Below are 25,451 nucleotides of genomic sequence, written 5' to 3' on the forward strand. Positions count from 1 at the left end.
GTAATCTACTCTGAATGGGAAAAATAAAAAAGGAGAAACTACCAATGTTTCTCCCTTTACTAATTATTCATATAAATGACAAGCCACAAAATGGTTTGGTTTCGCCTCTACCCAGTTTGGTGTTTTTATAGAACAAATATCCATCGCTTTAGGACATCTAGTACGAAATCTGCATCCGCTCGGAGGATTCACAGGATTTGGTACATCCCCTTTTAGAATAATCCGTTCTCTTTGCCTTTCCAATTTAGGGTCAGGAAGCGGGATTGCAGATAAAAGTGCTTGGGTGTATGGGTGTAGCGGATTATCATACAATTCCTCACTTTCCGTAAGTTCCATTATATGGCCTAAATACATTACAGCAATTCTATCACTAATATGTTTTACCATGGATAAATCATGAGCAATAAATAAGTACGTTAATCCTTTTTCTTCTTGCAGGTTTTTCAGTAAATTAACAATTTGCGCTTGGATGGAAACATCTAATGCGGCAATAGGCTCATCTGCAACAATAAATTGCGGATCGACTGCTAATGCTCTTGCAATTCCTACCCGTTGTCTTTGACCACCACTGAATTCATGTGGGTATCGATTAGCGTGGTTCTGATTTAGACCTACCAGTTCCAATAACTCTAATACCCGAGTCCTTCGTTCCATCCCGCTCATATTTGGATGGTGGATAAGCAACCCTTCAGAAATAATTTCTAATACAGTCATACGAGGATTTAACGAGGAATACGGGTCTTGATATATCATTTGCATATTTTTATGGATAAACTTCTTGTCCGCTTTTCCTTTTCTGTCCCCCAATTCTTCACCAGCAAATATAACTCGGCCGGAAGTTGGAGTATAGAGCTGGATAAGCGTTCTGCCAACTGTGGACTTCCCGCATCCTGATTCTCCTACTAATCCCAGTGTTTCCCCTTTATATATGGTGAAACTAATTTCGTCTACAGCGTGTAATGTTTTGTTTTTGCCAATGGAAAAATGTTTAGACACATTTTCAACCTCAATTAATGGTTTCAAGTTTTGCATTAGTATGTACCTCCAATGCCTACAGGCTGTAGTTCCTTAGGTGTCCTCTCATCCTGGAGCCAGCATGCAACAGAGTGCCCATTTGTTCCCTCCGATGTACCAGGTGCAAAATAATGACATACCTTCATTGTATAAGGGCATCTTGGAGCAAATGGACATCCCGCTCCAAGACTTGCTAAATCTGGAGGAGATCCAGGAATCGGAATTAATGGTTTCGTACGATCTTCATGAAGCTTTGGCATTGATTGCAGTAAGCCCATTGTATATGGGTGCTGAGGAGTATAAAAGATCTCTTCTACCGTCCCCATCTCAACGATTTCTCCTGCATACATAACAGCTACGCGATCTGCCATATTTGCAACGACACCAAGATCATGGGTAATAATAATAATGGAGGCCCCTGTTTTTTTCTGCAATGCTTTCATTAATTCTAGTATTTGTGCTTGTATTGTTACATCTAAGGCGGTTGTCGGTTCATCTGCAATTAATATTTTCGGATTGCAAGCTAAAGCCATAGCAATCACTACCCGTTGTCTCATTCCACCAGAATATTGGTGCGGATAAGAATCCAGACGTTCTTCCGCGTTTGGAATGCCAACCAATTTGAGCATTTCAATTGCTTTTATTCTTGCTTGTTGGTTTGTGAGATTCTGATGTTTTTTCAGCCCTTCGATAATTTGCTTGCCTATTTTCATTGTAGGATTAAGAGCGGTCATAGGATCTTGAAAAACCATGGAAATTTGTGAACCTCTTATTTGTTGGACCTTCCTGATTGGCATATCTAGCAAATCATGATTCTCGTAATTGATTTTACCGGAAGTAATTCTTGCATTTTGTTTCGGTAATAAACGCATGATAGCTTTTGCTGTTACTGATTTTCCCGATCCAGATTCTCCGACTATTGCTAACGTTTCGCCTTTATTTAATGTGAAATTCACACCCCTGACAGCATTAACCACACCATTTTGCGTGTGGAAGGAAACATGTAAATCCTCCACTTCTAAAATATGGTCCTTCATACAATGGCCTCCTCTATTTTCTCATCTTCGGATCCAGCGCATCTCTAAGTCCGTCCCCTAAAAGATTAAAACTTATCATGATAGCACTTATCACTACCGCTGGAAAAATAAGCTTGTAGGTAAAAAAGCGCATCCCTTTATATCCATCTTCAATTAAAACACCAAGCGATGCCAGCGGCGCTTGCAAGCCAAGGCCAATGAAGCTTAAAAACGCCTCAAAAAATATGGCTGTAGGAATAGTAAACGTCAAGGTTACAATAATAGGTCCCATAACATTTGGAAGCAGATGTTTCCCTATTAATCTCCCATTAGAGGCCCCCAATGTACGGGAAGCCAGTACAAATTCCTGTCCTTTTAATTGTAGAACTTGTCCCCGAACGACCCTGGCCATTCCTACCCAACCTGTGATAATCATTGCTAAAATAATGGACGTGATACCAGGTTCCAGTATCAGGATAAAGAGAATAATCACGATTAAATTCGGGATCCCTACTAATACTTCGATAATTCTTTGCATAAAATTATCTACCTTACCGCCATAAAAAGCGGAAATTCCTCCATATAAGACACCAATAAATAGGTCGAGTAAGGCAGCTACTAACGCGATAAATAAGGATATTTGCGTCCCCTTCCAAACCCTTGTCCATAAATCCCTGCCAAATTCATCTGTCCCAAACCAATGGTTGGATTTGATATTTCTTTTTTTATACTGATCAATGCCATGGACATCTTTACCGTTAAAACCAAGCCATTCCAATCCAGATATTTTCGGAGGCAAATTTGTATGGGCGATATTTTGTTGTTTATACGTGTAACCGCTAATTTGCGGTCCAATAAGAGCCAGCATAATCATTAAGACTAATATAATAAGAGAAATAACAGATCCCTTATTTTTTAAAAGCCTGCCCATGGCCTCCTTCCAAAAAGTTACCGGCGGAGATAATATTTCATCCTGCTTATTTACATCCATAGGTGCAGCTACAAAAAGATCATCCGTAATTTCTGTTGGTATCGAGTTATTGCCAAAATGTTTTGTATTTTCAATCGGGAGGGATGTTTTATTATTATTAATTTCTAGATTCATACTTCTGCCCCTCTCTTAAAATTAATGCGAGGATCAAGAATTCCATATAGGATATCCACGAGAAACACGACAAAAATAAATAATGCACTGTAAAAAATGGTAATTCCCATAATTACACTATAATCATTCACTAATATGGATAAAGTAAATTGTTCTCCCAAACCCGGAACCGCAAATATTTTCTCAATAACCAAGGTTCCAGTCATTATTCCTACCCCAATCGGACCAAGCATCGTGACAACGGGGATTAATGCATTACGCAGAACATGTTTGGAAATTACCCTCGACTCCGAAAGACCTTTTGCCCGTGCAGTAATAATATAGTCATGGCCCAATACCTCCAGCATTTCTGTCCGAATAAAGCGCGAGACAGTGGCTATTACACCTACTGAAAGTGCAAATGACGGGAGTAATGTGTATTTATAGCTCTCCCATAATGCAGGTGGAAGCCAGCCAAGCTTAACGCCAACATAGTATTGAAGTAATGCAGCAAATACGAATGATGGTATGGACATTCCAAGAACAGCTAATGTAACAGATCCGTAGTCTAGGATCGTATTATGCCTAAGGGCGGCAATAATTCCAAGTAATAATCCTACAATCGTTCCAAATATCATTGCCTGTAATCCAATCAAAGCAGAAGGTCCAATACGGCTTAAAATCATATCGTCTACTGTTCTGCCTGGATATTTGAAAGACATGCCTAGATCTCCGTGCAGTAAGTTACCTAAATAACGAAGATATTGAAGTGCGACAGGTTGGTCTAATCCATATTTGGCATTTAATATTTTTAGTTGCTTGTCTGAAAGCTTTTCAGCATTATTAAACGGTGTTCCCGGTAAAAGATGCATTAAAAAAAAGGTAAATGTGATAATGATAAAAATAGTAACGAGCATGTAAGCAAGTCTTTTTAGAATATACGTTTTCACTAGTACACCTCAATTCGATTAGGATGCTTTATCACAGCTCTAATGAGAGACTGCCCTCCAAAGATGTTAATTTTGTGCAAATATACCGACTTGAATTTATAAACCTGTCATGAACAGCTTGTCTATCCGAATATTTAGAAAATGAAAGAGGATGCACCAATCGATACATCCTCTTTCATGTTTAGCAGTTTGTTTTATTCGATATATGTCCATTTATAGCTAAAATCTGCTCCACTCGGATGTTCCACTAGGTCTTTAATATTATTGTGCTGTAATATTGCCTCTCCAGATTGGTATAATGGAGCAATTGCTACATCATCTTCCAACAACATTTTTTCAAGTTGCAATAACATTTCATATCGTTTTGCTTTGTCTGTTTCAAGACGTGCCTTTTCAACAAGTGCATCATATTTTGGATTTGAGTAATCCTCACGATTTGATGAGCTTCCAGTTACCCACATATCTAAATAAGTCATTGGATCACTATAATCAGGTCCCCATGTCGATAAAGAAATATCATACTTAATAGATTTTTCAATTTCGAGTCTTTGCTCAAACGGTACAGCTTTAATTTCTAATTTGAAACCTGGAAGATTTGTTTCTAATTGAGATTGAATAAACTCTGCCATTTGTTTACTTGATTCTGCATCTGAAATATTGATGGATAATTTAACAGATTTAGCACCTGCTTCTTTTAAACCCTCTTGCCAATATTTCTTCGCTTCTTCTTTTGTACCCTTTAATAAATCACCATTTAGCTCCCTGAAATCTTTTTTATCAGGAGAGAAATAATAATTCTTTGGTACAATTCCATATAATGGCACGGCACCATTATTTAAAGCAATATCTGTTAAGCCTTTCTTATCAATGGCAAAATTGATTGCTTTTCTGATATTTTTATTTTTTAATATCGGGTTATTTAGATTGAATCGCAGAAAACCAATTCCAGCTAATGTGTTGGTTTTAAATTCTTTATCATCGCGGTAATTATCTACAGTAGCAGCCGTTAAGCCAACCCTGTCGACTTTTTTACTCTCGTAAAGGTTTAATCCGGTTGCATCATCTTTTACAACGTACACATTAATTTCATCCAGCTTAACGGTTTTTGCATCCCAATATGTTGGATTTTTAACATATTTCCAGCTTGATTCATGCTTCCATTCCGCCAATTTGAAAGGTCCGTTAGATAATAAATTATCTGCTTCCAAAGCGTACTTATCGCCCAATTTCTCTACAAATTTTTGATTTTGCGGAAGAAATGTTCCAAAGGTAAGCAACGTTTCTAATAATGGATTAGGATTTTCTAATGTAACTTGCAATGTTTTATCATCCATTGCTTTGACGCCTAATTCATCCGCAGACTTTTTGCCGTCAATGATAGCCTGGGCATTTTTAACACCAGCGGTTACAAACATATAGTTGTATGGTCCCGCTTCCTTTAATACCCTTTTCCATGCAAACTCAAAATCATGGGCCGTAACAGGGTCGCCATTGCTCCATTTCGCATCCCGAATGGTAAAGGTATGTACGAGGCCATCAGAACTTACATCATCTTTTTCGGCCATAGCTAAAATCGGTTGATTATTTTGGTCTTGTCGGTATAAGCCTTCATTTGTATTATTTAATACTGTAAATGCAACTGCATCGTGTGCTTTCGTGGAGTCCATAGTGGGAATTTCTGCGGAAGCGGTTACATTTAATACTTGTTTTGCACTTCCTTTATTACCTTTTTCAGTTTCCTTGGATCCCGTTTCCTTATTGGCACTAAAACCGCACCCCGAAAGTGCTAAAGCAGCAACTACAAAAAAAATAATAAAAGGTATTACTTTTTTTCTATTCATGAGCTTCCCCCTATTAATCGAATTTTTTCTATTTACGAAATAGTTTATATCTTTTTTTAATAACTTTCAACACTAATTTAAATATTGCAAAAATATTAAATATGATAAAATATATTTACTACTTCAGAAAGGTTGATATTATATGAAAAAAGTATATTTAAGTGCTGGCATATCGCTTATCTTATCTTTTCCGTATATATTTCTCGTTTTTCATGAATGGAATTTCCTATTGTGGACTAATGCCTTATTCTACTTGGGCTTAATTTATTTATTAATAGGCAGTATTATTTTAGTTTGGTCGAGCAACTTCTTTTCCGCCTTTATACATAGTTTCAAGCATTTTTTTCGGGTAATAAACAAGAAAGAGCAAATTATCCAGGAAATTGAGGGAAAAGTGATCGAATATTATCCAACCCAAAAGAAGCCAATTCCCCCAAAACCTTGGATATACATAGGGTTATGTTATTGTTTGATCAGTATTCTTTTTTCACTTCAAATTGTTTATTTTGGACGGTGATCCAAAAAGTTTTGATATGCAAAGCCTTTTACTTGGTCCTCAGAGTAATACTTTAATAGTTCATTAATTAGGTTTTGATACATAGAAGAATCTTCAAGATTATGAATATAGGTTTCGATTCCATCAAAGTCTGACCCTAAACCAATTTGATTTACTCCCCCAAGGGAACAGAAATGATCTATGTGCTTTATTAAATCCGCAATTGTTACATTTTTACCTCCAGCTTTAACAAATTGCGGGCAAAATACCACATGGATTAAACCGCCGCGGTCAAACATAGCCTTTGCCTGCTGATCATATAAATTCCTTACATGATCACAAACTGCCCTAGCATTAGAATGACTAGCAATAGGATAATCTGCATACTCCATCACGTCCCAAAACGCTTGTTCACAAAGGTGGGAAACATCCGTAAACACGTGATGCTGATTATTGAATTGGACAATTTCTTTTCCAAAGGCCGTTAATCCAGCTCCGCGCGGTTCCCCTGCACCATCTGCAGCTAAATTTGCATTATTCCACGTTAAGCCAACCGAACGAACACCTAGTTGATACAGTATACTTAATTTATGCATGTCGTTTCCAATTGCATCAACGCCTTCAAGGGTGAGCATTGCCCCTATTTCCCCATGATTTAATTGATCAAAGTCATTCCAATCCTTGATTTGTTTCATTTCAGGATTTTTGGCAAGCACTTCGTTATAGAAATAATCCACTTGATCAAGTGCAGCTTGAAACTTTTGCTCGGCCTTCATGTTAGGATGAATAAAAATAGCAAAACATTGGACCTTCACTCCGCCTTTTTGAAGGCGGATTTTATTTGTATCTAATTCAGGGGCATCCGCATAATTTAATTTTCCTTTTGCATCAGCAAGTTTCATTAATGCATCACAGTGCAGATCAATAATATTCATTACTATCACCTCAATTAATATGCTTGTTTTCGTACAGATTGTTGTTTTTCGTAAATGATACAAATTTACTTTCGGGGCATGTTTTACCATAATGGCTGTTCATTCATATCCCGGATAAAGATGCTTATAAGGCTTTCATCTACAAAAGCTACATAGTTTAAGAAAAGAGCCTTTATTGTTTGCAAGCTTCTACAAATTTTATAAATAACTGCATAGAAATATGGTCTCCATTTAATGCTAATGGTTCTGGATGCCATTGGACTCCAACCACAAATGAGTGGTGGACACTCTCAATTGCCTCAATCACTCCATCAGAAGCAAGTGCCGTGATTACAAGCGGATGGATAACATTTCTTACAGCCTGATGATGAAAGGAGTTTACCTTAAATTCAGATTGACCTGCAATGTTAGCTAGTAAACTATTAGGCTCCGCTTTTACATAGTGGGATAAATGAGATCTGGATGCTTTTTGTGAATGCTGGAGCAAAGGAGTATCTATTTGGTTATAGATATCTTGAAACATATCACCTCCAGCAGCAATGTTCAATATTTGAATACCTCGGCAAATTGCCAAAATAGGTTTATCCCTGTCCAGCATTTCTTGGATGAGTGCAATCTCTAAGCTATCACGCCCAGGAGATATGGTTCCAAGATTAGGATGAGGTTCTTCCCCAAATAGAGTGGGATCAATATCACCACCTCCTGACAGAACTAAACCATCAAGTCTACTTGCCAATTGTCTTACATCGGCATCAATTCCAATTGGTAGAAGTACCGGGATACCGCCAGCCTTAATGACTGCTTGAATATAATCATTGGCTAGAGTATGTTTTGAATCTAACTCCACATGTGCTGTAATTCCTATTAGTGGCTTCACTAATCGTCACCCCTTTATTAAACTCATGTTGTGATTTCATTATATCGTAATTTGGAGGAATAACTATCAAATGTTATGAATCTTTCTAAAATTTATTTTTCTTTAAAAAGGTTAACCTTCGCTCACATCCATCACCAAACATAAAAACAAAGGATATTTTTACTAAAAATAATGATTTCATTTTTCTATAAGGGTATATTATTAAATGAATATTATTAATAGATGTAAAAAGTTTATGGAACTAGGTGGTTTAATGTTAAGGATTGTCGCACTTGCTCACGACGGAACATTACATAAAGATATAAGTCTAGACGACTTATCTGGTAATAAATACAGATGGTATTGGGTTGATTTTGAAAACCCAACGCAGAATGAATCAGCACTTTTATCTACTTTTTTTCATTTTCATCCTCTTGCGATTGAAGACTGTCTTTTATATATTCAAAGACCTAAGCTTGACCATTATGAAGATTATACTTTTTTTGTTTTTCATGCCTTAAATCCGGAAACCTCGGTGGTGAAAGAAATAGACTGTTTCCTGGGGAAAAATTTCATCGTTACCTTTCACTTTGAATCGCTTATGTATCTGGATAAAGTTAATAAAAAAATTGAATCAGGTGCGTTGAATACACCTTTACTGATATTCCACGCTATTCTGGATGAAGCCGTTGATTTATATTTTCCTATCATTTATTCCATGGAGGATCGCCTAAATGATGCGGAAGATAATACAAAGGGATTATCCACGACGGCATTGATGGATGAGGTATTTGATATTCGAAGTGATCTATTGCGGCTGCGAAGAACGATTTACCCTATGCGTGATTTAGTATATAGAATCATTAACTCCAGTCGTATCCCAGACTTTCAGGAATACCACGGCTATTTTAGCGATATTTATGATCATTTGCTGAGGCTATCTGAAATTGTGGAAGATTCACGTGAACTCACAGCAGACATTCGAGATTCATACATATCTCTAAATGCTTTTCACGGCAATCAAATCATGATTAAATTGACGATTTTAAGCACCATCTTTTTGCCTCTTACTTTCATAGTTGGGGTGTATGGAATGAATTTTGTACACATGCCAGAATTGAAATGGAAATATGGGTATTTATTTGTATGGATTATTATGCTTACGATTGGAATCGGGATTCCGCTTTATTTTAAGAAAAAAGGTTGGTTCAATGATAAAATTGAATAAATCGACTTTTTTACTTTAAAGGTCTAAAATATTTACAAGATCACGTATTCAATCAATTTTTGGAGGATTTAATGTGAAGATTGTATGTTTTGGAGATAGTATTACAAGAGGAGTTTCCTTTGTTAAAGGCCGATTAAGAATATTAAAAGAAAATTATCCAGCATTTTTGCAGGGATTTTTTGCAAATGATTCTACTATAGATGTCGTTAATAAGGGCGTATTTAACGATAACTCTAACTTATTATTAAAGAGGATTGAAAAAGATGTTATATCGGAGCATCCCGATATTGTTATTATTTGTGTCGGCGGTAATGACTGTAACTTCCATTGGGATGAAGTCGCCAAAAAACCGGAAGCGGAACATGTGCCAATTGTTCCACTCCAAATTTATATAAAGAACATAAAATACATGGTCGAAAAGTTCAAAACATCAGGTATAAAACCATTATTGTTAACTCTTCCACCATTAGATCCAGTAAGATATTATCGATCCATCGCAAATCAATATGGAAAATCAATTAGCCATTGGATTAGTTATGTAGGCGGAATCGAGCATTGGCATGGTTTGTATAATCGCAGCCTTTCTTTATTAATTGAGCAGTTGGATGTGCTAAGCATTGATGTCCGTACGGCTATTAAGAAAGCTGGGGATTTAAAGGAATTAATAAGTGATGACGGCATTCACTTAACCCCAGAGGGATACTATGTGATGGGAAAGAAAATTTATGAGGATTTAGGTCTGTAGAATAGAAATACTGCTGAATGTTTTTTCAGCAGTATTTCTTTATTTCTCATCTATTTTCGATTCCTCAGGAAAATATGGATTTAAATGAATAAGGACTTCCCTTATATTATCATTTTTCTCCATAAGCTTTTCTTTAATTTCCCTGGAAAGATCATGTCCTTCCTTTATTGTTTTAAAATGATCTACAGAAATTCGCAAATCAACTAAAATATAATTTCCATGCTCGCGGGCACGAATTTTATCAATTCTTCTTACTTCCGCGAACTCCGATATGGTGGATATATAGCTTTGAAGGATTTCCATATCGATATTTCGCTCAATAAGAATTTGAAAAGCTTCGTTTAACATATCCTTTGATATTTTAAAAATTAAATATGCTACAAAAATACTTGCTACTTTATCACCATACAACAAGATGTGAAGGTCAAATGTAGTGCCCAAATAAGAAATGAATACCCCGAATGCCGCAGCGATCGAAGCCACAATATCGGCCTTATGGTCTAAAGCAATTGCTTCAATTGCCTTGCTGCTATGCTGCTTTGCAACCTTATAGGACCATCTGTATAATAATTCCTTCATTACGAATGATAGGATGGCAATCCACATTGCCAAAAGTCTTGGCGGTTCAATAGGATGAAAGAAGCCTGTTATTCCTTCATATAATATATAAAAGGATATTAGCAATAACAATATCCCTACTACCCCGGAGACTATTACCTCTGCCTTTCCATGTCCGTATGGATGATCTTCATCTGCAGGTTTATTGGCAACTTTAATCACCAAGAGTACGATGATAGAGGCAAATACATCCGCGCTGGAATGAATTCCATCTGCCATAACGGCATCACTTCGTCCAAACCACCCGGCTAGAATTTTTCCAATTGTTAAGACAAGATTGCTCCAAACACTTATCCAAGCGACTCTTCTCGCTAAAGATTCACGTGCACCCACTGTATAAACACCTCATTGAAAAGTCTTTTGTCACGACTCTTTTCTTAAACATGTTGAAATCCAATAGAATTACTCATTCGACTTTAGAATGGATATTCTTCTAAGAAAAGATGCGCTGAAACTATACTTCATTAGGATTCTGCGCATGAGAGGATAACAACTTATAAGAAAGCAGCATTGTTATCTTAACAAATCGTCATCAGGTGGGTCTAGAGAAAGATTTTTGCCCATATGTACGCTTTTAATTTGAGGTGAACTGTTTGATATTATTCTAAAAATGTTGCTCTTATCAAACTTTCTCCCCGTTTTTGAAAATAGGTTAATAATATAACTTTTAAATATACTTAACCATATGTAAATAAGGATGCCCATATAAGTCAAATGTAGACTCATATACAAACCCATTTTTCTCATACAATCGATATGCGTTTGTATTGTCTTCATCCACGTTCAAGGATAATTTATGAAATCCCTTCTCGTACCCAGCATTTTCAAATGCTTTTAACAGTTCACCGCCTACTCCCTTTTTACGATGATTGGGAGAAACAGCTAATGAATCCAAATAATACTCATCTTTCTCCGTTTCCTTTGAAAGCTCTATTTGGCTACAATGAAACTCCTGCTGCAAATGTTGAACAAAATTCTTATCATATTCCTGTGCATCCATGCCATGGTATATGATAGCTATCCCAAAGATTTGCCCATCTGATTCTTTCACAAGCGTATTATGATAGCTAAAACGATTATGATCCTTCCTATATAATTCCTTAAGAAAGTTCACTACTTTCCTTTGTGATTGGTTCTGAAGAACGTCAATTCCTAAATCCTTCAGAATTTCATACGTTAAAGCTGCTATCTCTTCCACATAATTTTCAGGTTCATTTTTTTTTCCAATTCTAATCAATGTATATTCCTCCTTGTCATACTTATTTTATCAAAATAATAATAATGTCGGAAAATATTTGTAACAAATATTGGATAAGACGCAATTTGCACTTGATAATTCAGGTTGTCTAGGTTATTATTTTTGTTGAATTAGGAATATTCAAAATCATTCGTTAGGAGGGCTAACTATAAATTATTCGAATATTTCTTGTTCTAATAGATTTTGGGTAGAGGGGAGTATAGAGAATTGAATAAAAAGCCTCTTTCCATTTTAATTTGGACTATTATTTCTATTCTTGGCGCTGTTGCTTTTGCATTACTTGGGTTAGCCAATGGTGAGACAATTTCAGCTGCATGGCTGGTTGTTGCCGCTGTTTGTACTTATGCAGTAGCATACAGGTTTTATAGTAAATTTATCGCTTATAAGATTTTCAAGCTAAATGATAACCGGGCAACACCAGCAGAAGTAAATGATGATGGGAAAGATTTCGTGCCCACAAATAAATGGGTATTATTCGGTCATCATTTTGCGGCGATTGCCGGTGCAGGTCCACTGGTAGGTCCAATATTGGCCGCTCAAATGGGATACTTGCCTGGTGCACTTTGGATTATTATTGGGGTTGTCTTGGCAGGAGCAGTCCAAGACGGTGTTATTCTAATGGGATCCATGAGAAGAAACGGTAAGTCACTGGGACAAATGGCAAAGGAAGAAGTAGGTCCATTCGGTGGGATTATTGCATCTATTGGAATTTTAGCCATTATGATTATCTTACTTGCTGTTTTAGCACTCGTAGTGGTGAAAGCGCTTGCCGGTTCACCTTGGGGTGTATTTACCATCGCATGTACAATACCGATTGCGATTCTAATGGGTATATATATGCGGTACATCCGTCCAGGTAAAGTATTAGAAGGATCTATCATTGGATTTGTATTACTCATGATAGCTCTTTGGGGTGGCCAATATATTGCTGCAGACCCTGAACTAGCTAAAATGTTTACATTCACTGGCGGGCAACTGGCTGTTATGATTGGGATTTATGGTTTTGTGGCATCCATCCTTCCTGTTTGGCTATTGCTTGCTCCTCGTGATTATTTAAGCTCATTTTTGAAAATTGGTGTCATCTTTCTATTGGCAGCTGGTATTTTAATCGTACTTCCTGATCTGCATATGCCAAAAATCAGTAAATTTATTGATGGAACTGGACCAGTATTTGCCGGTAACTTATTTCCTTTCTTATTTATAACCATTGCTTGCGGATCTGTTTCTGGTTTCCACGCCCTTGTGTCTTCTGGAACAACTCCGAAAATGATAGAAAAAGAGTCCCATGCCCGTTTTATCGGTTATGGCGGTATGTTAATGGAGTCCGGAGTCGCTATTATGGCTTTAATTGCTGCATGTTCCCTTCATCCAGGGCTATATTTTGCTATGAATGCTCCCGCGGCAGCTATTGGTACAGATGCAGCCAATGCGGCATCCGTCATTTCCACTTGGGGATTCCAAGTTTCAGCTAGTGATATCACTAATGCAGCAAAGGATATTGGGGAAGCCTCCATTCTTTCCAGAACCGGCGGAGCACCGACTCTTGCAGTAGGTATGGCAGAAATTTTCACAAGCTTTTTAGCTGGAGCGAAAGCATTCTGGTATCATTTTGCCATTCTATTTGAGGCACTATTTATCTTAACCACCATAGATGCAGGCACAAGAATTGGGCGTTTTATGTTACAGGACTTGGTTGGTAACTTCTATAAGCCTTTTGCAAAAACGAACAATCTTATAGCAAATATTATTGCTTCAGCCCTCATTACTTTAGGGTGGGCCTATATCACGTATCAAGGTGCAATTGACCCATTTGGCGGTATCAACTCCCTATGGGCATTGTTTGGAATATCCAATCAAATGCTTGCAGCTATTGCTCTTGCGGTTGCAACTACCATTATTATTAAAATGGGAAAAGCCCGTTACTCCTGGGTGACAATTATTCCGTATGTTTTCTTAACCGTCACTACACTTACAGCAGCATTTATGAAATTATTCTCAAAAGTGCCTGCCATTGGATTTTTCGCCCATGCAAAAATTTATCAGGACGGTATCGACAGCGGAAAGGTTGTAGGTCCAGCAACGAGCATGGATGTCATGAAGCAAATTGTCTTTAATGACCGATTGGATGCTACTTTAACGATTGTCTTTATTGCCATCGTGCTCTTAATGGTAATTGATTCCTTAAGAGTATGGTATAACATTCTGGTTAAGAAGAAAAAAGCTCAGCTGCATGAAACGCCGTTTATTCAAACAAAGTTTCCAAATGTACCGTTAAGTAGGTGAGGATCATGAATTCACTTGCAGCAACCTTCAAGAAAATTCAATGTAATATTAAGGTCATTTTTGGCCTTCCCAATTATGATCAATACGTTGAACATCAGAAAAGAAAACATCCAAATGAACCTATAATGTCTGAAAAGGAATATTATATGTTTGCATTAAAAGAAAAATATGAAAGCGGTAAAGTAAATCGCTGCTGTTGATAAGAAAAGCGTAGGCGCTTTGCTCATCGGCGTACGGAGAAGACGCAAAAATCGGAAAAGTGTACCTAGACAGTGACGAAAGGTGTTAAATAGTTTAAAGTTTTTGAAAGGCATTTTTATCCATTGAGATAAAGGTGTCTTTTTTTTTATGTATTTTTAATATATTTGGTATTTCCCCTAGTTTCTCCCTTCCAATGTATCTTTTTTTTCAAAAATAGCAAATTGGATATCGAATTTTCATTTCATTTTAAAATTTTTTTCATATCTCTGTAACAATAATATCGTACAGTAGTATTAGTGCATAATGGACAATCATTGCTAGAAGCTACATCTTTTATTTCATTACCCATTTTTATTGAAACGGGACATTCAAACTAGTTTATAACATCATGAAAAGGGTATTAAAAGAGCTATACTAGTATAGGGTTGATTTCGTTTAGAATGAAGTTCAGGAGGTGTTAAGTATGGCTTCCTCTTCCAGTAGGAGTCTGTACTTTGACAACGCAAAATTCATTTTAATATTTTTAGTGGTGTTCGGTCATGTCATAAGTCCTTTGAAAAGTAATGATAATATTTTGTTTACCTTATATTCAGTCATCTTTCTATTTCATATGCCGGCATTCATTCTTATTTCCGGATATTTTTCAAAGGGCTTTCATAAGAAAGGGCATCTCTGGAAATCGGTTAAGAAGATTTTAGTACCATATGTTATTTTTCAAGTAATCTATTCTATTTTCTATTATTGGAACGGCCATGATTCCAGCCTTAATATCGACCTCCTCCATCCTCATTGGACATTATGGTTTTTATTAAGCCTGTTCTGTTGGAATCTGTTGCTGTATGTTTTTGCCAAGTTAAGATGGGTAGGTTTAGGAATTTCAGTAGTGATTGGAATTGGAATTGGATACTGGGATCATGTAGGCAGCTTTCTTTCTCTTTCCAGGACCTTTGTATTTTTCCCTTACTTCCTCCTTGGATTCCTGTTAGAGCGAAAGCATTTAGAACTTGTAAAAAAAGTGAAATATTCTACGCTTATCGGGTTTGTCGTCCTTGTTGGAACAATGCTGTTATTCGGAACATTCTTCCCTAAAGACGCAGTACCATGGCTGCTTGGAGATACTTCCTATGCGGGAATGGGGAATAAGGAAATAACAGATGGATTCATTCGTGCTGCACAGTATTTCTTAACAGCAATTGTTATTTACGGATTTTTATCCATTGTTCCATCTGGCGGATTTAAGTGGACGGTAATTGGAGAACGCACCTTGTACGTATACCTGTTACACGGATTTATCATTAAAACCATTGAAACATTCGTTTCTGACGATACATTAAATGCAGTTTCGGATCAATACATCACATTATTGCTCTTCTCATTAGGAATTTGTTTATTACTTGGAAGCTACTTTATCAAAAAATATACTCGGCCATTGATAGAACTGAAGATTTAAAAAGGTAAGGGATTTCCCCTACCTTTTTCTTATTGCTATAGTTTATTTAAATTATCCGTTAGTGTTTTTACAATAAAATCTAAATCGTTCCGCTCAATATTTAGTGGTGGTGATAGGGTAAGCACATTATTATAGCCTGCAACCGTTGTCCCATTTTTGCCAATCAATAGCCCATTTTGTTTACATGCAGCAATGACCTGGTTCACCAAGTCCACTTCTAACGGTTCCTTTGTTTTCTTATCCTTTACCAGTTCAATCCCAACTAATAGACCTCTTCCGCGAACATCCCCTACATACGGGTGATTTTTGAGATGGGTGGCAAATTCCTTTTTTAACGTTTCACCGAGATGATGGGAACGGTCAAATAGATTTTCGGTTTCCATTATTTCTAAATTCTTTATCGCCAAAGCACATGCCGCCGGATTTCCGCCGAAGGTATTTACATGGCGGAAATAGTCATATTCTTCCGTTCCTTTAAAGGATTCATAAATCTCTTTTCGAACAGCGGTCGCAGATAGCGGCAAATAGGCGCTCGTGATTCCTTTTGCCATCGTAATAATATCCGGTTTAATATCTTCATGCATATAGCCAAATGGTTTACCTGTTCGCCCAAAACCGCAAATAACCTCATCCACGATTAAAAGCGCCCCATGCTTATCACAAATCTCCTTTACCGCTTTCACATATCCATCAGGAGGAATAAGTACCCCGCCACCTGTAATAATCGGTTCCATGATCATCGCAGCAATCGTTTCACTATTTTCCCATGTCATGACACGGTCGACTTCCTTCACAGAAGAAAGTTCGGCTGGATTCGAAACATTCTCTTTATCCCTGTATGAGTCTGGAGGAGAAACATGTATAAACCCTGGAGCAAGCGGTTCATATTTGAATTTTCGTTGTGCTTGCCCTGTCGCTGCCAAAGCTCCCATTGTATTTCCGTGATAAGCACGGTAGCGTGAAACAATTTTATAACGATTATATTCCCCTTTTTGCTGGTGGTATTGGCGAGCAATTTTAAATGCCGTTTCATTTGCTTCAGAACCACTATTGGAGAAAAAGATTACATATTCGTCTCCTAACATCTGATTCAGTTTTTCTGCCAGCTTAATAGCAGGAATATGGCTTTGCGAAAGCGGAAAGTATGCCATTTCCTTTAATTGCTCATAGGCTGCTTCGGCAAGCTCCTTTCTCCCATAACCTACATTTACGCACCATAACCCTGCCATCGCATCTAAATACCGGTTTCCATCTGAATCCGTAACCCATGATCCCTCCGCTTTTTCTGCAACAATCGTCGCCTTTGGATTATATGGTTTCATAGAGTGCCAGACATATCTTTCATCCTGCCCTATTAAAGTCTCGTGGGAATGACTTGTTTGCACCATCTACTCATTCCTCCTGTTTCATTTTTTTGAAAGGATATATTAATAATCTGCCGTACCTCTTGCAAAGGTATTGCTTATTATGCATCAAATCTCGACGTAATCATTTTTTTCCTTGTGTAAAAGTTGATACCGTCCTTTCCATTTACGTGAAGATCTCCGTAAAAAGAATCCTTCCATCCTGAAAATGGGAAAAAAGCCATTGTTGCCGGGACGCCAATGTTAATGCCGAGCATTCCAGCATCCGCTTCCTCGCGAAACTTACGGATTGCTTTGGCATTGTTGGTATAGATGGTTGCCCCATTTCCAAAACGTGATCGTTTAATATACTCTAATCCTTCGTCTAAATCTTTCGCACGAAGTAAGCTTAAAACTGGTCCAAAAATCTCGTCCTTTGCAATTGTCATTTCAGGTGTGACATGGTCGAAAATGGTTGGTCCAAGAAAATTTCCAGCAGGGTGTTCCCCCATTTCCTTGCGCCCATCTCTAATTAGTTCCGCACCCTCTGCTACACCTTTTTCAATGTAACCGATAATTTTCTGGCGATGTTCTTTTCGAATAACAGGTGTTAATAATACTTCTTCATCGATTCCATTCCCAATATTTAGATCATCCGCTTTTTGTTTCAATGCATCTATGAATTTATCGTTTTCTCCTACTACTACAACGGCACTGCATGCCATACAACGCTGGCCGGCACTTCCAAATGTCGAACTTAACACATGCTGAACCGCTTTTTCAATATCTGCATCCGGCATTACAATATGATGATTTTTAGCTCCTGAGAGAGCCTGCACTCGCTTGCCCTGTGCAGCGGCACGTTCATAGACATATTTCGCAACTGGCTGTGAGCCGACAAATGAAATGGCGGCAATGTCTTTATGCTCAAGCAATCCATTCACGACATCATGGGCGCCATGGACAACATTTAGTACTCCCGGAGGTGCACCAGCTTCCGTAAATAATTCAGCCAATTTATTTGCAAGCAGCGGGGTCCGTTCTGAAGGCTTTAATACAAATGTGTTCCCGCAAACAATCGCTAACGGAAACATCCACAGCGGTACCATCATTGGAAAATTAAATGGAGTAATTCCTCCCACAACACCTAATGGGTAACGAAACATTTCAGAATCAATATCTTCCGCAATACCGGAAAGAGTTTCCCCCATCATTAAAGTCGGTGCTCCCGTTGCGAACTCCACACATTCAATCCCGCGCCCGACTTCTCCGTATGCCTCTTTATACGCCTTCCCATTTTCATACACAATCAATTTTGCTAATTCCGCGTGGTTTTCTGATAACAAAGAATGATATTTAAAGAAAATTCTTGCCCGCTTTGGTACCGGAACTTTTTTCCATTCTATTAATGCCCTTTTAGCAGCTGCAACTGCTTGATCTACATCCTCTTTCGTTGAGACTGGCACCTTAGCTAATATTTCATTTGTAGCTGGATTTGGTATATCAAGTGTTACCTTGCTATTTGAGCTAACCCATTCTCCATTTATTAAATTTTTTATTACCTTTGTATCACTTGTCACACTCATCCTTGGTCCTCCATATCAACAAAATATTTTCATGCGCTCTTCAGTCTTTTCTCCAAACTTCCTGGACAATAGACTTGATATCATTTATATGACAGAAAACCATATACTTTCCAATTCTTTCTCTATTCATTTCATCTCTTAACCATTCTGTCGAATCAGAATGCTAGAAAAATATTTTCTGGCATTCGCTGTTCCTATTAAAACGGTTTCCTTTTTCCCTTCCACCGGATGAGAAAATTCTACATATGCTCCGTCCAAATTCTCTCTTACATGGCTAATTAGAAATCCCTTTTGAATAAAATCATCGATATTATCCTTTTCATTGATATATTGCTGATAATCTGACATGTCATTTCTCCTCGCAATTCCTTATAAAATTATTCCAAAGGTACACTGCTTGGAACCCAATCTATCTCCCTTTTAAATTGAAAGATTTATTTTTGTTTGTTAAAGAGGTTCTTCTACTATTAATTCTTGCTTTGTAACCGGAACAGGGGGATGAATACGCATCAATGCAATGTAAATGAAAAAGGCAAGGATTACTCCAACAAACCAGGATACTTCATAAACACCCTTCATTGCAGGTACGAACTGTCCGATTAGAGCAATGATGGCTCCAACCACAGTAGCAAGGAACGCCCGATAGTTATATCCTTTAAAATACATGTACTGTCCTTGGTAGCTATAGAGGTCCTTCATATTGACCTCGCGCTTATTAATGATAAAGTAATAAGCAATCATCACACCAGCAACTGGACCAAGGAATCCTCCAATCAAATTTAACATGGTGAAAATCGTTTCAGAATTTTCCATAATCTCCCATGGAAATGTGAATAGAGCAAGGAAAGCTGTTAAATAAAAGCCGCGTTTAAAATCAATATACTTTGGAAACAAATTTGCCAAATCATAAGATGGTGATACCATATTCGCGATAACATTAACAGTTACTGTTGCAGAGGAAAGCAATAATGCTGAAACAGCAATAAGAAAAGGGCTGTTGAAGTGTTTCATTGTCGCAATTGGGTCAGCAATAGGTGTATGATAGGCCACTGCAGTAGCTCCTACAATTGTTACTGTAGCAAATGCAAAAATCGTAAAGATAACCGGTAGACCAATTAATTGACCCTTTATCTGATCTTTCTGTGATCTGGCAAACCGGGTAAAATCGGGCACATTTAAAATCAAAGTGGACCAATAACCGATTACACCTGTTACTGCTGCAAGAAAAGGAAAGAATGCTTTTCCAAACGTATCATATTTTCCATCTAGTGAAAAAATGTTACCCATCCCTCCGGCAATCTTTAAAGCCCAGATAAACATTCCAATTATTACAACAGCAACAATGGGCCCAGTCCATTTTTGGACTTTTTTCAGCGATTCCATTCCAGACTTTAGAACAAGAAGATGCAAGGACCAAAAAATCAAAAAGGAAAGAAGCCCTGGAAGGTCAATTCCTAAAATTGTTATGTCCCCTCCTAAGTTATTCCAAGCTGGCCATAGGCTAGCAATCGCCATTCTTAGTGCTGTACTTCCCGCATATGCTTGTATACCTAACCACATTATCGCCACAAACCCCCGCAATAAGGCAGGGATATTGGCACCTCTGATACCATAGGATGTTCTTGCTATAATTGGAAAGGGAATCCCGAATTTGGATCCTGTGTGACCATTAAGAGTTAATGCTGCATAAAGGATGAGAGAAGCCACTAGTACGATCCCAATAACTTGCAATGGTGAAAAACCTAAAACAATCAAACCACCGATTGTTATATACGTGGGAATATTGTTAAGAGCTCCCATCCACATGGAGACAAAATTTGCCGTTTTCCATGTTCGCTGTTCCTCAGTAGTTGGTGCTAAATCATGGTTAATCAGTGAACTTTCACCTATTTCACTTTCATTTTTTTTCATTCAACATAACCCCTTTCTCATTGAAGTCGCTATGTTCGAGAAATGGTGAGTACTTGCTAAAGTTATTTTTATAAGAATCTCCTAAATTACTTTTAGACACCTTGTCACAAAAATTATGGAGCCTCGCTTTTTAGGAGATTCTCTTTTGCCTACTTATACGTTGACAGGATATACTCGCCTTCCTTTTTCCGAAAATGAACAGTTTTGATCAATTATCTTTTGAAACTAAATTGACATCGTTTCATTTTGATTCAATTTGGTGTAAGTATTATATTTTTCTCGCTTTAAATACTTACCATTTCCTGGCTTCCCTACAAATTGCTTATCGCGAACGACAAATTCCCCGCGAGATAAAACGGAAACAGGCTCTCCTGTTACCTTCATTCCTTCAAAAGCATTGTAATCTACGGCCATATGATGTGTTTCGGCCGAAATTACTCTCTCGATGGTTGGATCAAAAATAACGATATCTGCATCCGATCCAACTGCAATAGTACCTTTTTTCGGGAATAAGCCAAATAATTTTGCACTCCTTGTGGAGATAATATCAACGAACTGATTAAGGGTTATTCGTCCTTTCTTTACTCCTTCTGAAAATAATATGGAGACTCGGTCTTCAATCATTGGACCTCCGTTAGGAATTTTCGAAAAATCATCCTTGCCTAAATCCTTTTGTCCTTTAAAATCAAAGGAGCATTGATCCGATCCAATTGTTTGCAGCTGCCCGCTCTTCAAGGCATTCCATAAAACATCTTGATTCCATTTTTCCCTGAGCGGAGGTGACCAAACATATTTTGCCCCTTCAAAATTCGGCTTTTCTAAATCACTTATATCCAGTACTAAATATTGAGGACATGTTTCCCCCCATACATTCAATCCTTTACTGCGAGCTTCCGCGATTTTTTCTACAGCATCTGCACATGATACATGGACAACATATAGCTGTGAATCTGCAAGCCCGGTTAATTTCGCTGCTCGCCCTGTTGCTTCCCCTTCCAATTCTGGAGGCCTGGTCAGTGCGTGATAAATCGGCTCTGTTTTTCCTTCTTCCAAAGCCTTTTTCGTTAAATAATCAATCACATCACCATTCTCCGCATGAACCATTACAAGAGCTCCTAATTCTTTAGCAGATAAAAGCGTGCGAAATAATGTATCATCATCAGCCTGAAAAACATTTTTATAGGCCATAAATACTTTAAAAGAGGTGATTCCTTCTTCATTTATGACTTGTGGGAGCTCATTCAATACATCATCATTAATTTCACTGACCATTAAGTGGAAGCCATAATCAATAACGGCTTTTTCATTCGATTTAGCATGCCATGTTTGGATAGCCTTTTTTAAAGGATGGCCTTTCTCTGTTAAACAAAAATCAATGACAGTAGTGGTACCGCCAAACGCAGCAGCTATAGTTCCCGTCTCAAAATCATCTTTTGTTACCGTCCCTCCAAATGGCATATCTAAATGTGTATGAGGGTCTACTCCTCCGGGAAATACTAGGCAGCCTTTTGCATCAATTACTTCTGCACCTGCTGATGGTAAGTTAGTACCGATTGCACTGATTTTGCCATCTTCCACTAGTATTTCCGCCTGAAATGTATCAGCTGCCGTTACAATCGTTCCATTTTTTATAAGTTTTCTCATCTGATTTCCCCTCCGTTTTTTTACGGCATCGATTTTAGAGCTCCCAATGCCAATGCAGACTGTCGTTGGTTCCAGGTCATTGACGGAAGCTCACTTGGCACCTCCACCATGTCAATGGCACCATCCACCGGACAGACAATGGAGCATAAATTACATCCCACACAATCCTCTTCCCGAACTTTTAAGTAATTTTTACCGTTTTCATCTGTCAGCATATCGATGCATTGATGTGAAGTATCTTCACAAGCAATATGGCATTTATTGCAGTTAATACATATATCCGTGTTTATTTTTGCGACAATATTATAATTAAGATCCAGTTCTCCCCAATCAGAATATCTCTCCACTGATTTCCCAATAATATCGGAAACAGACTTAATCCCTCTGCCATCTAAATAGTGATTTAATCCTTCTACCATATCCTCAATTATTCGAAAGCCATGGTGCATGGCTGCTGTACAAACCTGCACACCTGTAGCACCCATTAACATGTACTCTACTGCATCCTGCCAATTAGATATTCCTCCGATTCCAGATATAGGAACATTGATTCGATTATTTCTTGCACACTCTGCTACCATATTTAAAGCGATTGGCTTTACAGCCGGCCCGCAGTATCCTCCATGTGCACCTTTACCGCCAACATGAGGAATCGTATTCCATGTTTCAAGATCCACCCCTGCTAAACTATTGATCGTATTTATCATACTGATTGCATCTGCACCGCCATTTGCCGCTGCTTCAGCTGTGGCAGTAATATCCGTAATATTAGGTGTTAGTTTTACAATAACCGGTGTTTTAGCCACTTCCTTTACCCAATAGGTTTGCTTTTCTACTAATGCGGGCACTTGACCTGAAGCAGATCCCATTCCACGTTCTGCCATCCCATGCGGACAGCCAAAATTCAACTCCAGACCATCCACTCCCACATCCTCTACCCTTTTTACAATTTCATGCCATTTTTCCTGTTTAGGTTCCACCATTAAGGAAGCAATAATGGCATGGTTAGGAAATCGCTTTTTTGTTTCATATATTTCTTTTAAATTAATATCTAATGGTCTGTCCGTAATGAGTTCTATATTATTAAATCCTGCCACCCGCTGGCCGTTAAAGCTTACAGCTGCAAATCGAGAAGAAACATTTAAGATCGGTTCCCCTAAGGTTTTCCAGACCGCGCCTCCCCATCCTGCCTCAAAAGCTCTTTGCACCTGGTACCCTGAATTAGTTGGCGGGGCCGATGCCAGCCAGAACGGATTAGGAGACTTGATACCTGCTAGATTTATACTTAAATCAGCCATCCTTTCCTCCCCTTTTCAAATTTATTAGAAAAGCGAAAGCGCCTTGCTCATCGGCGTACGGATTTCGTAGTCTTCGACTGAGATAAAGGAAACACAGCGAGGTAGTTCACGAGCTGATGTTGACTTATCGTAGGGAGGAGACGGAGAAATCCGCTAGCCGATAGGCGCTGTAGCTAGACAGTATCTTTACTTGTTTTTAGAAAAATAACTTATACCCTTTTTATAATCAGAAAACGCTTTCACCACAAATTAAACCGATTCTACTAACGTTAACTGCTTATGAACGGCATAAGCCGTTTCTTTCCCTTGCTTTGCGGCTGTGACGACCATTGCTTCTCCCTTTCCTTTTCCGAAAATAATATCGCCGCATGAGAATACTTTCGGATTGGAAGTCTGATAGGTTTCCTGATTTACTTGAACAACTCCATCTGCATGTTTAAGTCCAAAGGCTTCTATTAATTCAAGATGCCGCGTTTGTCCGATTGCTTTTATTACTGCATCAACCGGAATAATGAATTCTGATCCCTCTATAGGCTTGGCACTTCGACGCCCATCTGGGTCAGGTACTCCTAACTCCATTTTGTAGCATTCGATTCCTGTAACTCTGCCATTCTCATCTCCTATAATTCTTTTAGGTGCAGTAAGAAAGCGGAACTCCACCCCATCCATTTTGGCAAATTCATATTCAAAATCATAAGCGGTCATTTCTTCCTGCGTTCTTCGATATAAGATTTTTACATTTTCTGCTCCTAAGCGAACAGAGCATGTCGCACCGTCTATCGCTGTATTTCCGGCACCAATAACTGCAACCTTTTTCCCAATAAAATTTCTTGATAAGCTGCCGCTCTTTGTTGCCTTAACTAATTCGATGGCATCGTAGACACCTAACAAATCCTCACCTTCAATTTTCAAATCCGGAACCTTGGACATACCTGCTGCTAAAATAATACAGTCAAAGTTATCCAGCAGCTCATAAGCGGATATATCTCTCCCAACCTTTGTATTGGTAATAATTTTTACATTTAATTTTTCAATTTGCTCTACTTCCCAAAAGGAAATAGACTGTGGAAGTCTAAAAGAAACAATTCCATACGTATTCAATCCTCCGCATTTTTCAGAGGCTTCATAAATAGTGACTTCATATCCTAATCTCGCTAATTCCCTTGCGGCAGATAATCCAGCAGGACCGCCGCCTATGATAGCTACCTTCTTTCCATTCGATGTACCTGGCTTAAAGAGAGACTGTTCATTTTTTATTGCCCAGTCAGTAGCATACCTTTGCAAGTTTCCGATCATAATCGGTTTCGTCGAGAGATTTAGAACACATGCACCTTCGCAAAGTTCTTCCGTTGGACATACACGTGCACAGCTGGCACCAATAGGGTTGGATATCATAATGGTTTTTGCAGATCCTAATAAATTTCCTGAGGCTATTTTTTTGATAAATGCTGGGATGTCAATTCCAGTGGGACATGCTTTAATGCATGGGGCATCATAACAGTATAAACATCGGTTTGATTCTTCAATCGCTTCTTGGTTGGTAAGGCCGGGACTGACTTCTTGAAAATTATCTTCTAAGTTCATAAGAGAGATGCGCTGATTTTTTCCATTTTCCAAAAAGAAAACCTCCTTTTCCCTCTACATGAAAAATATCAGGACTCATAGAGTCAGTATTTCTGACTCACTGTCAATTT

22 protein-coding genes are annotated in these 25,451 nt (G+C 38.1%); 6 read left to right on the forward strand and 16 right to left on the reverse strand.

Annotated elements, in window-relative coordinates:
• Positions 1-63: 63 nt before the first annotated feature.
• The 5 genes from AN964_RS17400 to AN964_RS17420 form a co-directional block, all read right to left on the reverse strand.
• Entirely contained in the window at positions 64-1,032 is a 969-nt protein-coding gene (locus AN964_RS17400) for an ABC transporter ATP-binding protein (RefSeq protein ID WP_055740902.1), read from the reverse strand.
• On the reverse strand, positions 1,032-2,051 hold the full coding sequence (locus AN964_RS17405) for an ABC transporter ATP-binding protein (protein ID WP_055740903.1): 1,020 nt from the start codon (positions 2,049-2,051) through the stop codon (positions 1,032-1,034). The genes AN964_RS17400 and AN964_RS17405 overlap by 1 nt, the downstream gene beginning before the upstream one ends.
• Positions 2,052-2,064: 13 nt before the next feature.
• Positions 2,065-3,123, reverse strand: a complete 1,059-nt coding sequence (gene opp3C, locus AN964_RS17410) for an oligopeptide ABC transporter permease (protein ID WP_244885893.1) — start codon at positions 3,121-3,123, stop codon at positions 2,065-2,067.
• Positions 3,124-3,131: 8 nt separating this feature from the next.
• Entirely contained in the window at positions 3,132-4,064 is a 933-nt protein-coding gene (opp3b, locus tag AN964_RS17415; protein WP_126649115.1) for an oligopeptide ABC transporter permease, read from the reverse strand.
• A gap of 194 nt (positions 4,065-4,258) precedes the next feature.
• Complete coding sequence (locus AN964_RS17420) at positions 4,259-5,905, reverse strand: peptide ABC transporter substrate-binding protein (RefSeq protein ID WP_055740904.1); 1,647 nt, start codon at positions 5,903-5,905, stop codon at positions 4,259-4,261.
• A 142-nt stretch (positions 5,906-6,047) separates the two neighbouring features.
• On the opposite strand from AN964_RS17420, the gene AN964_RS27530 reads away from it, so the two are divergent.
• Positions 6,048-6,422 carry a DUF3899 domain-containing protein gene (locus AN964_RS27530; RefSeq protein ID WP_055740905.1) on the forward strand — a complete coding sequence of 125 codons (375 nt, stop codon included), beginning with the start codon at positions 6,048-6,050 and terminating at the stop codon, positions 6,420-6,422.
• Here the strand turns inward: AN964_RS27530 and AN964_RS17430 are convergent.
• The gene (locus AN964_RS17430; RefSeq protein ID WP_055740906.1) at positions 6,407-7,336 is read right to left on the reverse strand and encodes a dipeptidase; all 930 of its coding nucleotides are present in this window, start codon (positions 7,334-7,336) and stop codon (positions 6,407-6,409) included. The genes AN964_RS27530 and AN964_RS17430 overlap by 16 nt on opposite strands.
• Positions 7,337-7,508: 172 nt before the next feature.
• Positions 7,509-8,213, reverse strand: a complete 705-nt coding sequence (locus AN964_RS17435) for a gamma-glutamyl-gamma-aminobutyrate hydrolase family protein (protein WP_055740907.1) — start codon at positions 8,211-8,213, stop codon at positions 7,509-7,511.
• Positions 8,214-8,466: 253 nt separating this feature from the next.
• Between AN964_RS17435 and corA the strand changes: the two genes are divergently transcribed.
• Both corA and AN964_RS17445 read left to right on the forward strand, forming a co-directional pair.
• On the forward strand, positions 8,467-9,420 hold the full coding sequence (corA, locus tag AN964_RS17440) for a magnesium/cobalt transporter CorA (protein ID WP_055740908.1): 954 nt from the start codon (positions 8,467-8,469) through the stop codon (positions 9,418-9,420).
• A 73-nt stretch (positions 9,421-9,493) separates the two neighbouring features.
• The gene (locus AN964_RS17445) at positions 9,494-10,165 is read left to right on the forward strand and encodes an SGNH/GDSL hydrolase family protein (protein WP_055740909.1); all 672 of its coding nucleotides are present in this window, start codon (positions 9,494-9,496) and stop codon (positions 10,163-10,165) included.
• Positions 10,166-10,204: 39 nt separating this feature from the next.
• Here the strand turns inward: AN964_RS17445 and AN964_RS17450 are convergent, their stop codons facing one another.
• Together AN964_RS17450 and AN964_RS17455 are read right to left on the reverse strand one after the other, a co-directional pair.
• On the reverse strand, positions 10,205-11,116 hold the full coding sequence (locus AN964_RS17450; RefSeq protein WP_055740910.1) for a cation diffusion facilitator family transporter: 912 nt from the start codon (positions 11,114-11,116) through the stop codon (positions 10,205-10,207).
• A gap of 334 nt (positions 11,117-11,450) precedes the next feature.
• Positions 11,451-12,020, reverse strand: coding sequence for a GNAT family N-acetyltransferase (locus AN964_RS17455; protein ID WP_055740911.1), 570 nt, complete (start codon positions 12,018-12,020; stop codon positions 11,451-11,453).
• Between the two features lie 228 nt (positions 12,021-12,248).
• Here AN964_RS17455 and AN964_RS17460 point away from each other — a divergent pair, with 228 nt between their 5' ends.
• From AN964_RS17460 to AN964_RS17470, 3 genes are all read left to right on the forward strand, one after another.
• The gene (locus AN964_RS17460) at positions 12,249-14,324 is read left to right on the forward strand and encodes a carbon starvation CstA family protein (RefSeq protein ID WP_055740912.1); all 2,076 of its coding nucleotides are present in this window, start codon (positions 12,249-12,251) and stop codon (positions 14,322-14,324) included.
• 5 nt (positions 14,325-14,329) lie between these two features.
• Positions 14,330-14,524 (forward strand): YbdD/YjiX family protein, encoded by a 195-nt coding sequence (locus AN964_RS17465; protein WP_055740913.1) that lies wholly within the window; start codon positions 14,330-14,332, stop codon positions 14,522-14,524.
• Positions 14,525-14,988: 464 nt separating this feature from the next.
• Positions 14,989-15,975 carry an acyltransferase family protein gene (locus tag AN964_RS17470; RefSeq protein WP_055740914.1) on the forward strand — a complete coding sequence of 329 codons (987 nt, stop codon included), beginning with the start codon at positions 14,989-14,991 and terminating at the stop codon, positions 15,973-15,975.
• 35 nt (positions 15,976-16,010) lie between these two features.
• On the opposite strand, the gene AN964_RS17475 is transcribed toward AN964_RS17470, so the two are convergent.
• The 7 genes from AN964_RS17475 to AN964_RS17505 form a co-directional block, all read right to left on the reverse strand.
• Positions 16,011-17,363 (reverse strand): aspartate aminotransferase family protein, encoded by a 1,353-nt coding sequence (locus AN964_RS17475; protein ID WP_055740915.1) that lies wholly within the window; start codon positions 17,361-17,363, stop codon positions 16,011-16,013.
• A gap of 77 nt (positions 17,364-17,440) precedes the next feature.
• Positions 17,441-18,904, reverse strand: coding sequence for a CoA-acylating methylmalonate-semialdehyde dehydrogenase (locus AN964_RS17480; protein ID WP_055740916.1), 1,464 nt, complete (start codon positions 18,902-18,904; stop codon positions 17,441-17,443).
• A gap of 138 nt (positions 18,905-19,042) precedes the next feature.
• Positions 19,043-19,252 carry a hypothetical protein gene (locus AN964_RS17485; protein ID WP_055740917.1) on the reverse strand — a complete coding sequence of 70 codons (210 nt, stop codon included), beginning with the start codon at positions 19,250-19,252 and terminating at the stop codon, positions 19,043-19,045.
• A gap of 99 nt (positions 19,253-19,351) precedes the next feature.
• A complete protein-coding gene (locus tag AN964_RS17490) occupies positions 19,352-20,815 on the reverse strand; it encodes an NCS1 family nucleobase:cation symporter-1 (protein WP_055740918.1) in 1,464 nt (487 codons plus the stop codon).
• Between the two features lie 225 nt (positions 20,816-21,040).
• The gene (gene hydA, locus AN964_RS17495) at positions 21,041-22,459 is read right to left on the reverse strand and encodes a dihydropyrimidinase (RefSeq protein WP_055740919.1); all 1,419 of its coding nucleotides are present in this window, start codon (positions 22,457-22,459) and stop codon (positions 21,041-21,043) included.
• Positions 22,460-22,479: 20 nt separating this feature from the next.
• Positions 22,480-23,757 carry an NAD-dependent dihydropyrimidine dehydrogenase subunit PreA gene (preA, locus tag AN964_RS17500; protein ID WP_055740920.1) on the reverse strand — a complete coding sequence of 426 codons (1,278 nt, stop codon included), beginning with the start codon at positions 23,755-23,757 and terminating at the stop codon, positions 22,480-22,482.
• A 249-nt stretch (positions 23,758-24,006) separates the two neighbouring features.
• The gene (locus AN964_RS17505; protein ID WP_055741283.1) at positions 24,007-25,341 is read right to left on the reverse strand and encodes an NAD(P)-dependent oxidoreductase; all 1,335 of its coding nucleotides are present in this window, start codon (positions 25,339-25,341) and stop codon (positions 24,007-24,009) included.
• Positions 25,342-25,451 lie beyond the last annotated feature (110 nt).

Source organism: Heyndrickxia shackletonii (assembly GCF_001420715.1).
Lineage (GTDB): Bacteria > Bacillota > Bacilli > Bacillales > Bacillaceae_C > Margalitia > Margalitia shackletonii.

Excerpts from the sequence above, each read along its gene's own strand:
- AN964_RS17470 (WP_055740914.1), top strand. The coding sequence starts at position 14,989 with ATGGCTTCCTCTTCCAGTAGGAGTCTGTACTTTGACAACGCAAAATTC.
- AN964_RS17475 (WP_055740915.1), bottom strand. The coding sequence starts at position 17,363 with ATGGTGCAAACAAGTCATTCCCACGAGACTTTAATAGGGCAGGATGAA.
- AN964_RS17400 (WP_055740902.1), bottom strand. The coding sequence starts at position 1,032 with ATGCAAAACTTGAAACCATTAATTGAGGTTGAAAATGTGTCTAAACAT.
- AN964_RS17420 (WP_055740904.1), bottom strand. The coding sequence starts at position 5,905 with ATGAATAGAAAAAAAGTAATACCTTTTATTATTTTTTTTGTAGTTGCT.
- AN964_RS17430 (WP_055740906.1), bottom strand. The coding sequence starts at position 7,336 with ATGAATATTATTGATCTGCACTGTGATGCATTAATGAAACTTGCTGAT.
- AN964_RS17405 (WP_055740903.1), bottom strand. The coding sequence starts at position 2,051 with ATGAAGGACCATATTTTAGAAGTGGAGGATTTACATGTTTCCTTCCAC.
- AN964_RS27530 (WP_055740905.1), top strand. The coding sequence starts at position 6,048 with ATGAAAAAAGTATATTTAAGTGCTGGCATATCGCTTATCTTATCTTTT.
- AN964_RS17490 (WP_055740918.1), bottom strand. The coding sequence starts at position 20,815 with ATGAAAAAAAATGAAAGTGAAATAGGTGAAAGTTCACTGATTAACCAT.
- preA (WP_055740920.1), bottom strand. The coding sequence starts at position 23,757 with ATGGCTGATTTAAGTATAAATCTAGCAGGTATCAAGTCTCCTAATCCG.
- hydA (WP_055740919.1), bottom strand. The coding sequence starts at position 22,459 with ATGAGAAAACTTATAAAAAATGGAACGATTGTAACGGCAGCTGATACA.
- corA (WP_055740908.1), top strand. The coding sequence starts at position 8,467 with ATGTTAAGGATTGTCGCACTTGCTCACGACGGAACATTACATAAAGAT.
- AN964_RS17505 (WP_055741283.1), bottom strand. The coding sequence starts at position 25,341 with ATGAACTTAGAAGATAATTTTCAAGAAGTCAGTCCCGGCCTTACCAAC.
- AN964_RS17485 (WP_055740917.1), bottom strand. The coding sequence starts at position 19,252 with ATGTCAGATTATCAGCAATATATCAATGAAAAGGATAATATCGATGAT.
- AN964_RS17480 (WP_055740916.1), bottom strand. The coding sequence starts at position 18,904 with ATGAGTGTGACAAGTGATACAAAGGTAATAAAAAATTTAATAAATGGA.
- AN964_RS17465 (WP_055740913.1), top strand. The coding sequence starts at position 14,330 with ATGAATTCACTTGCAGCAACCTTCAAGAAAATTCAATGTAATATTAAG.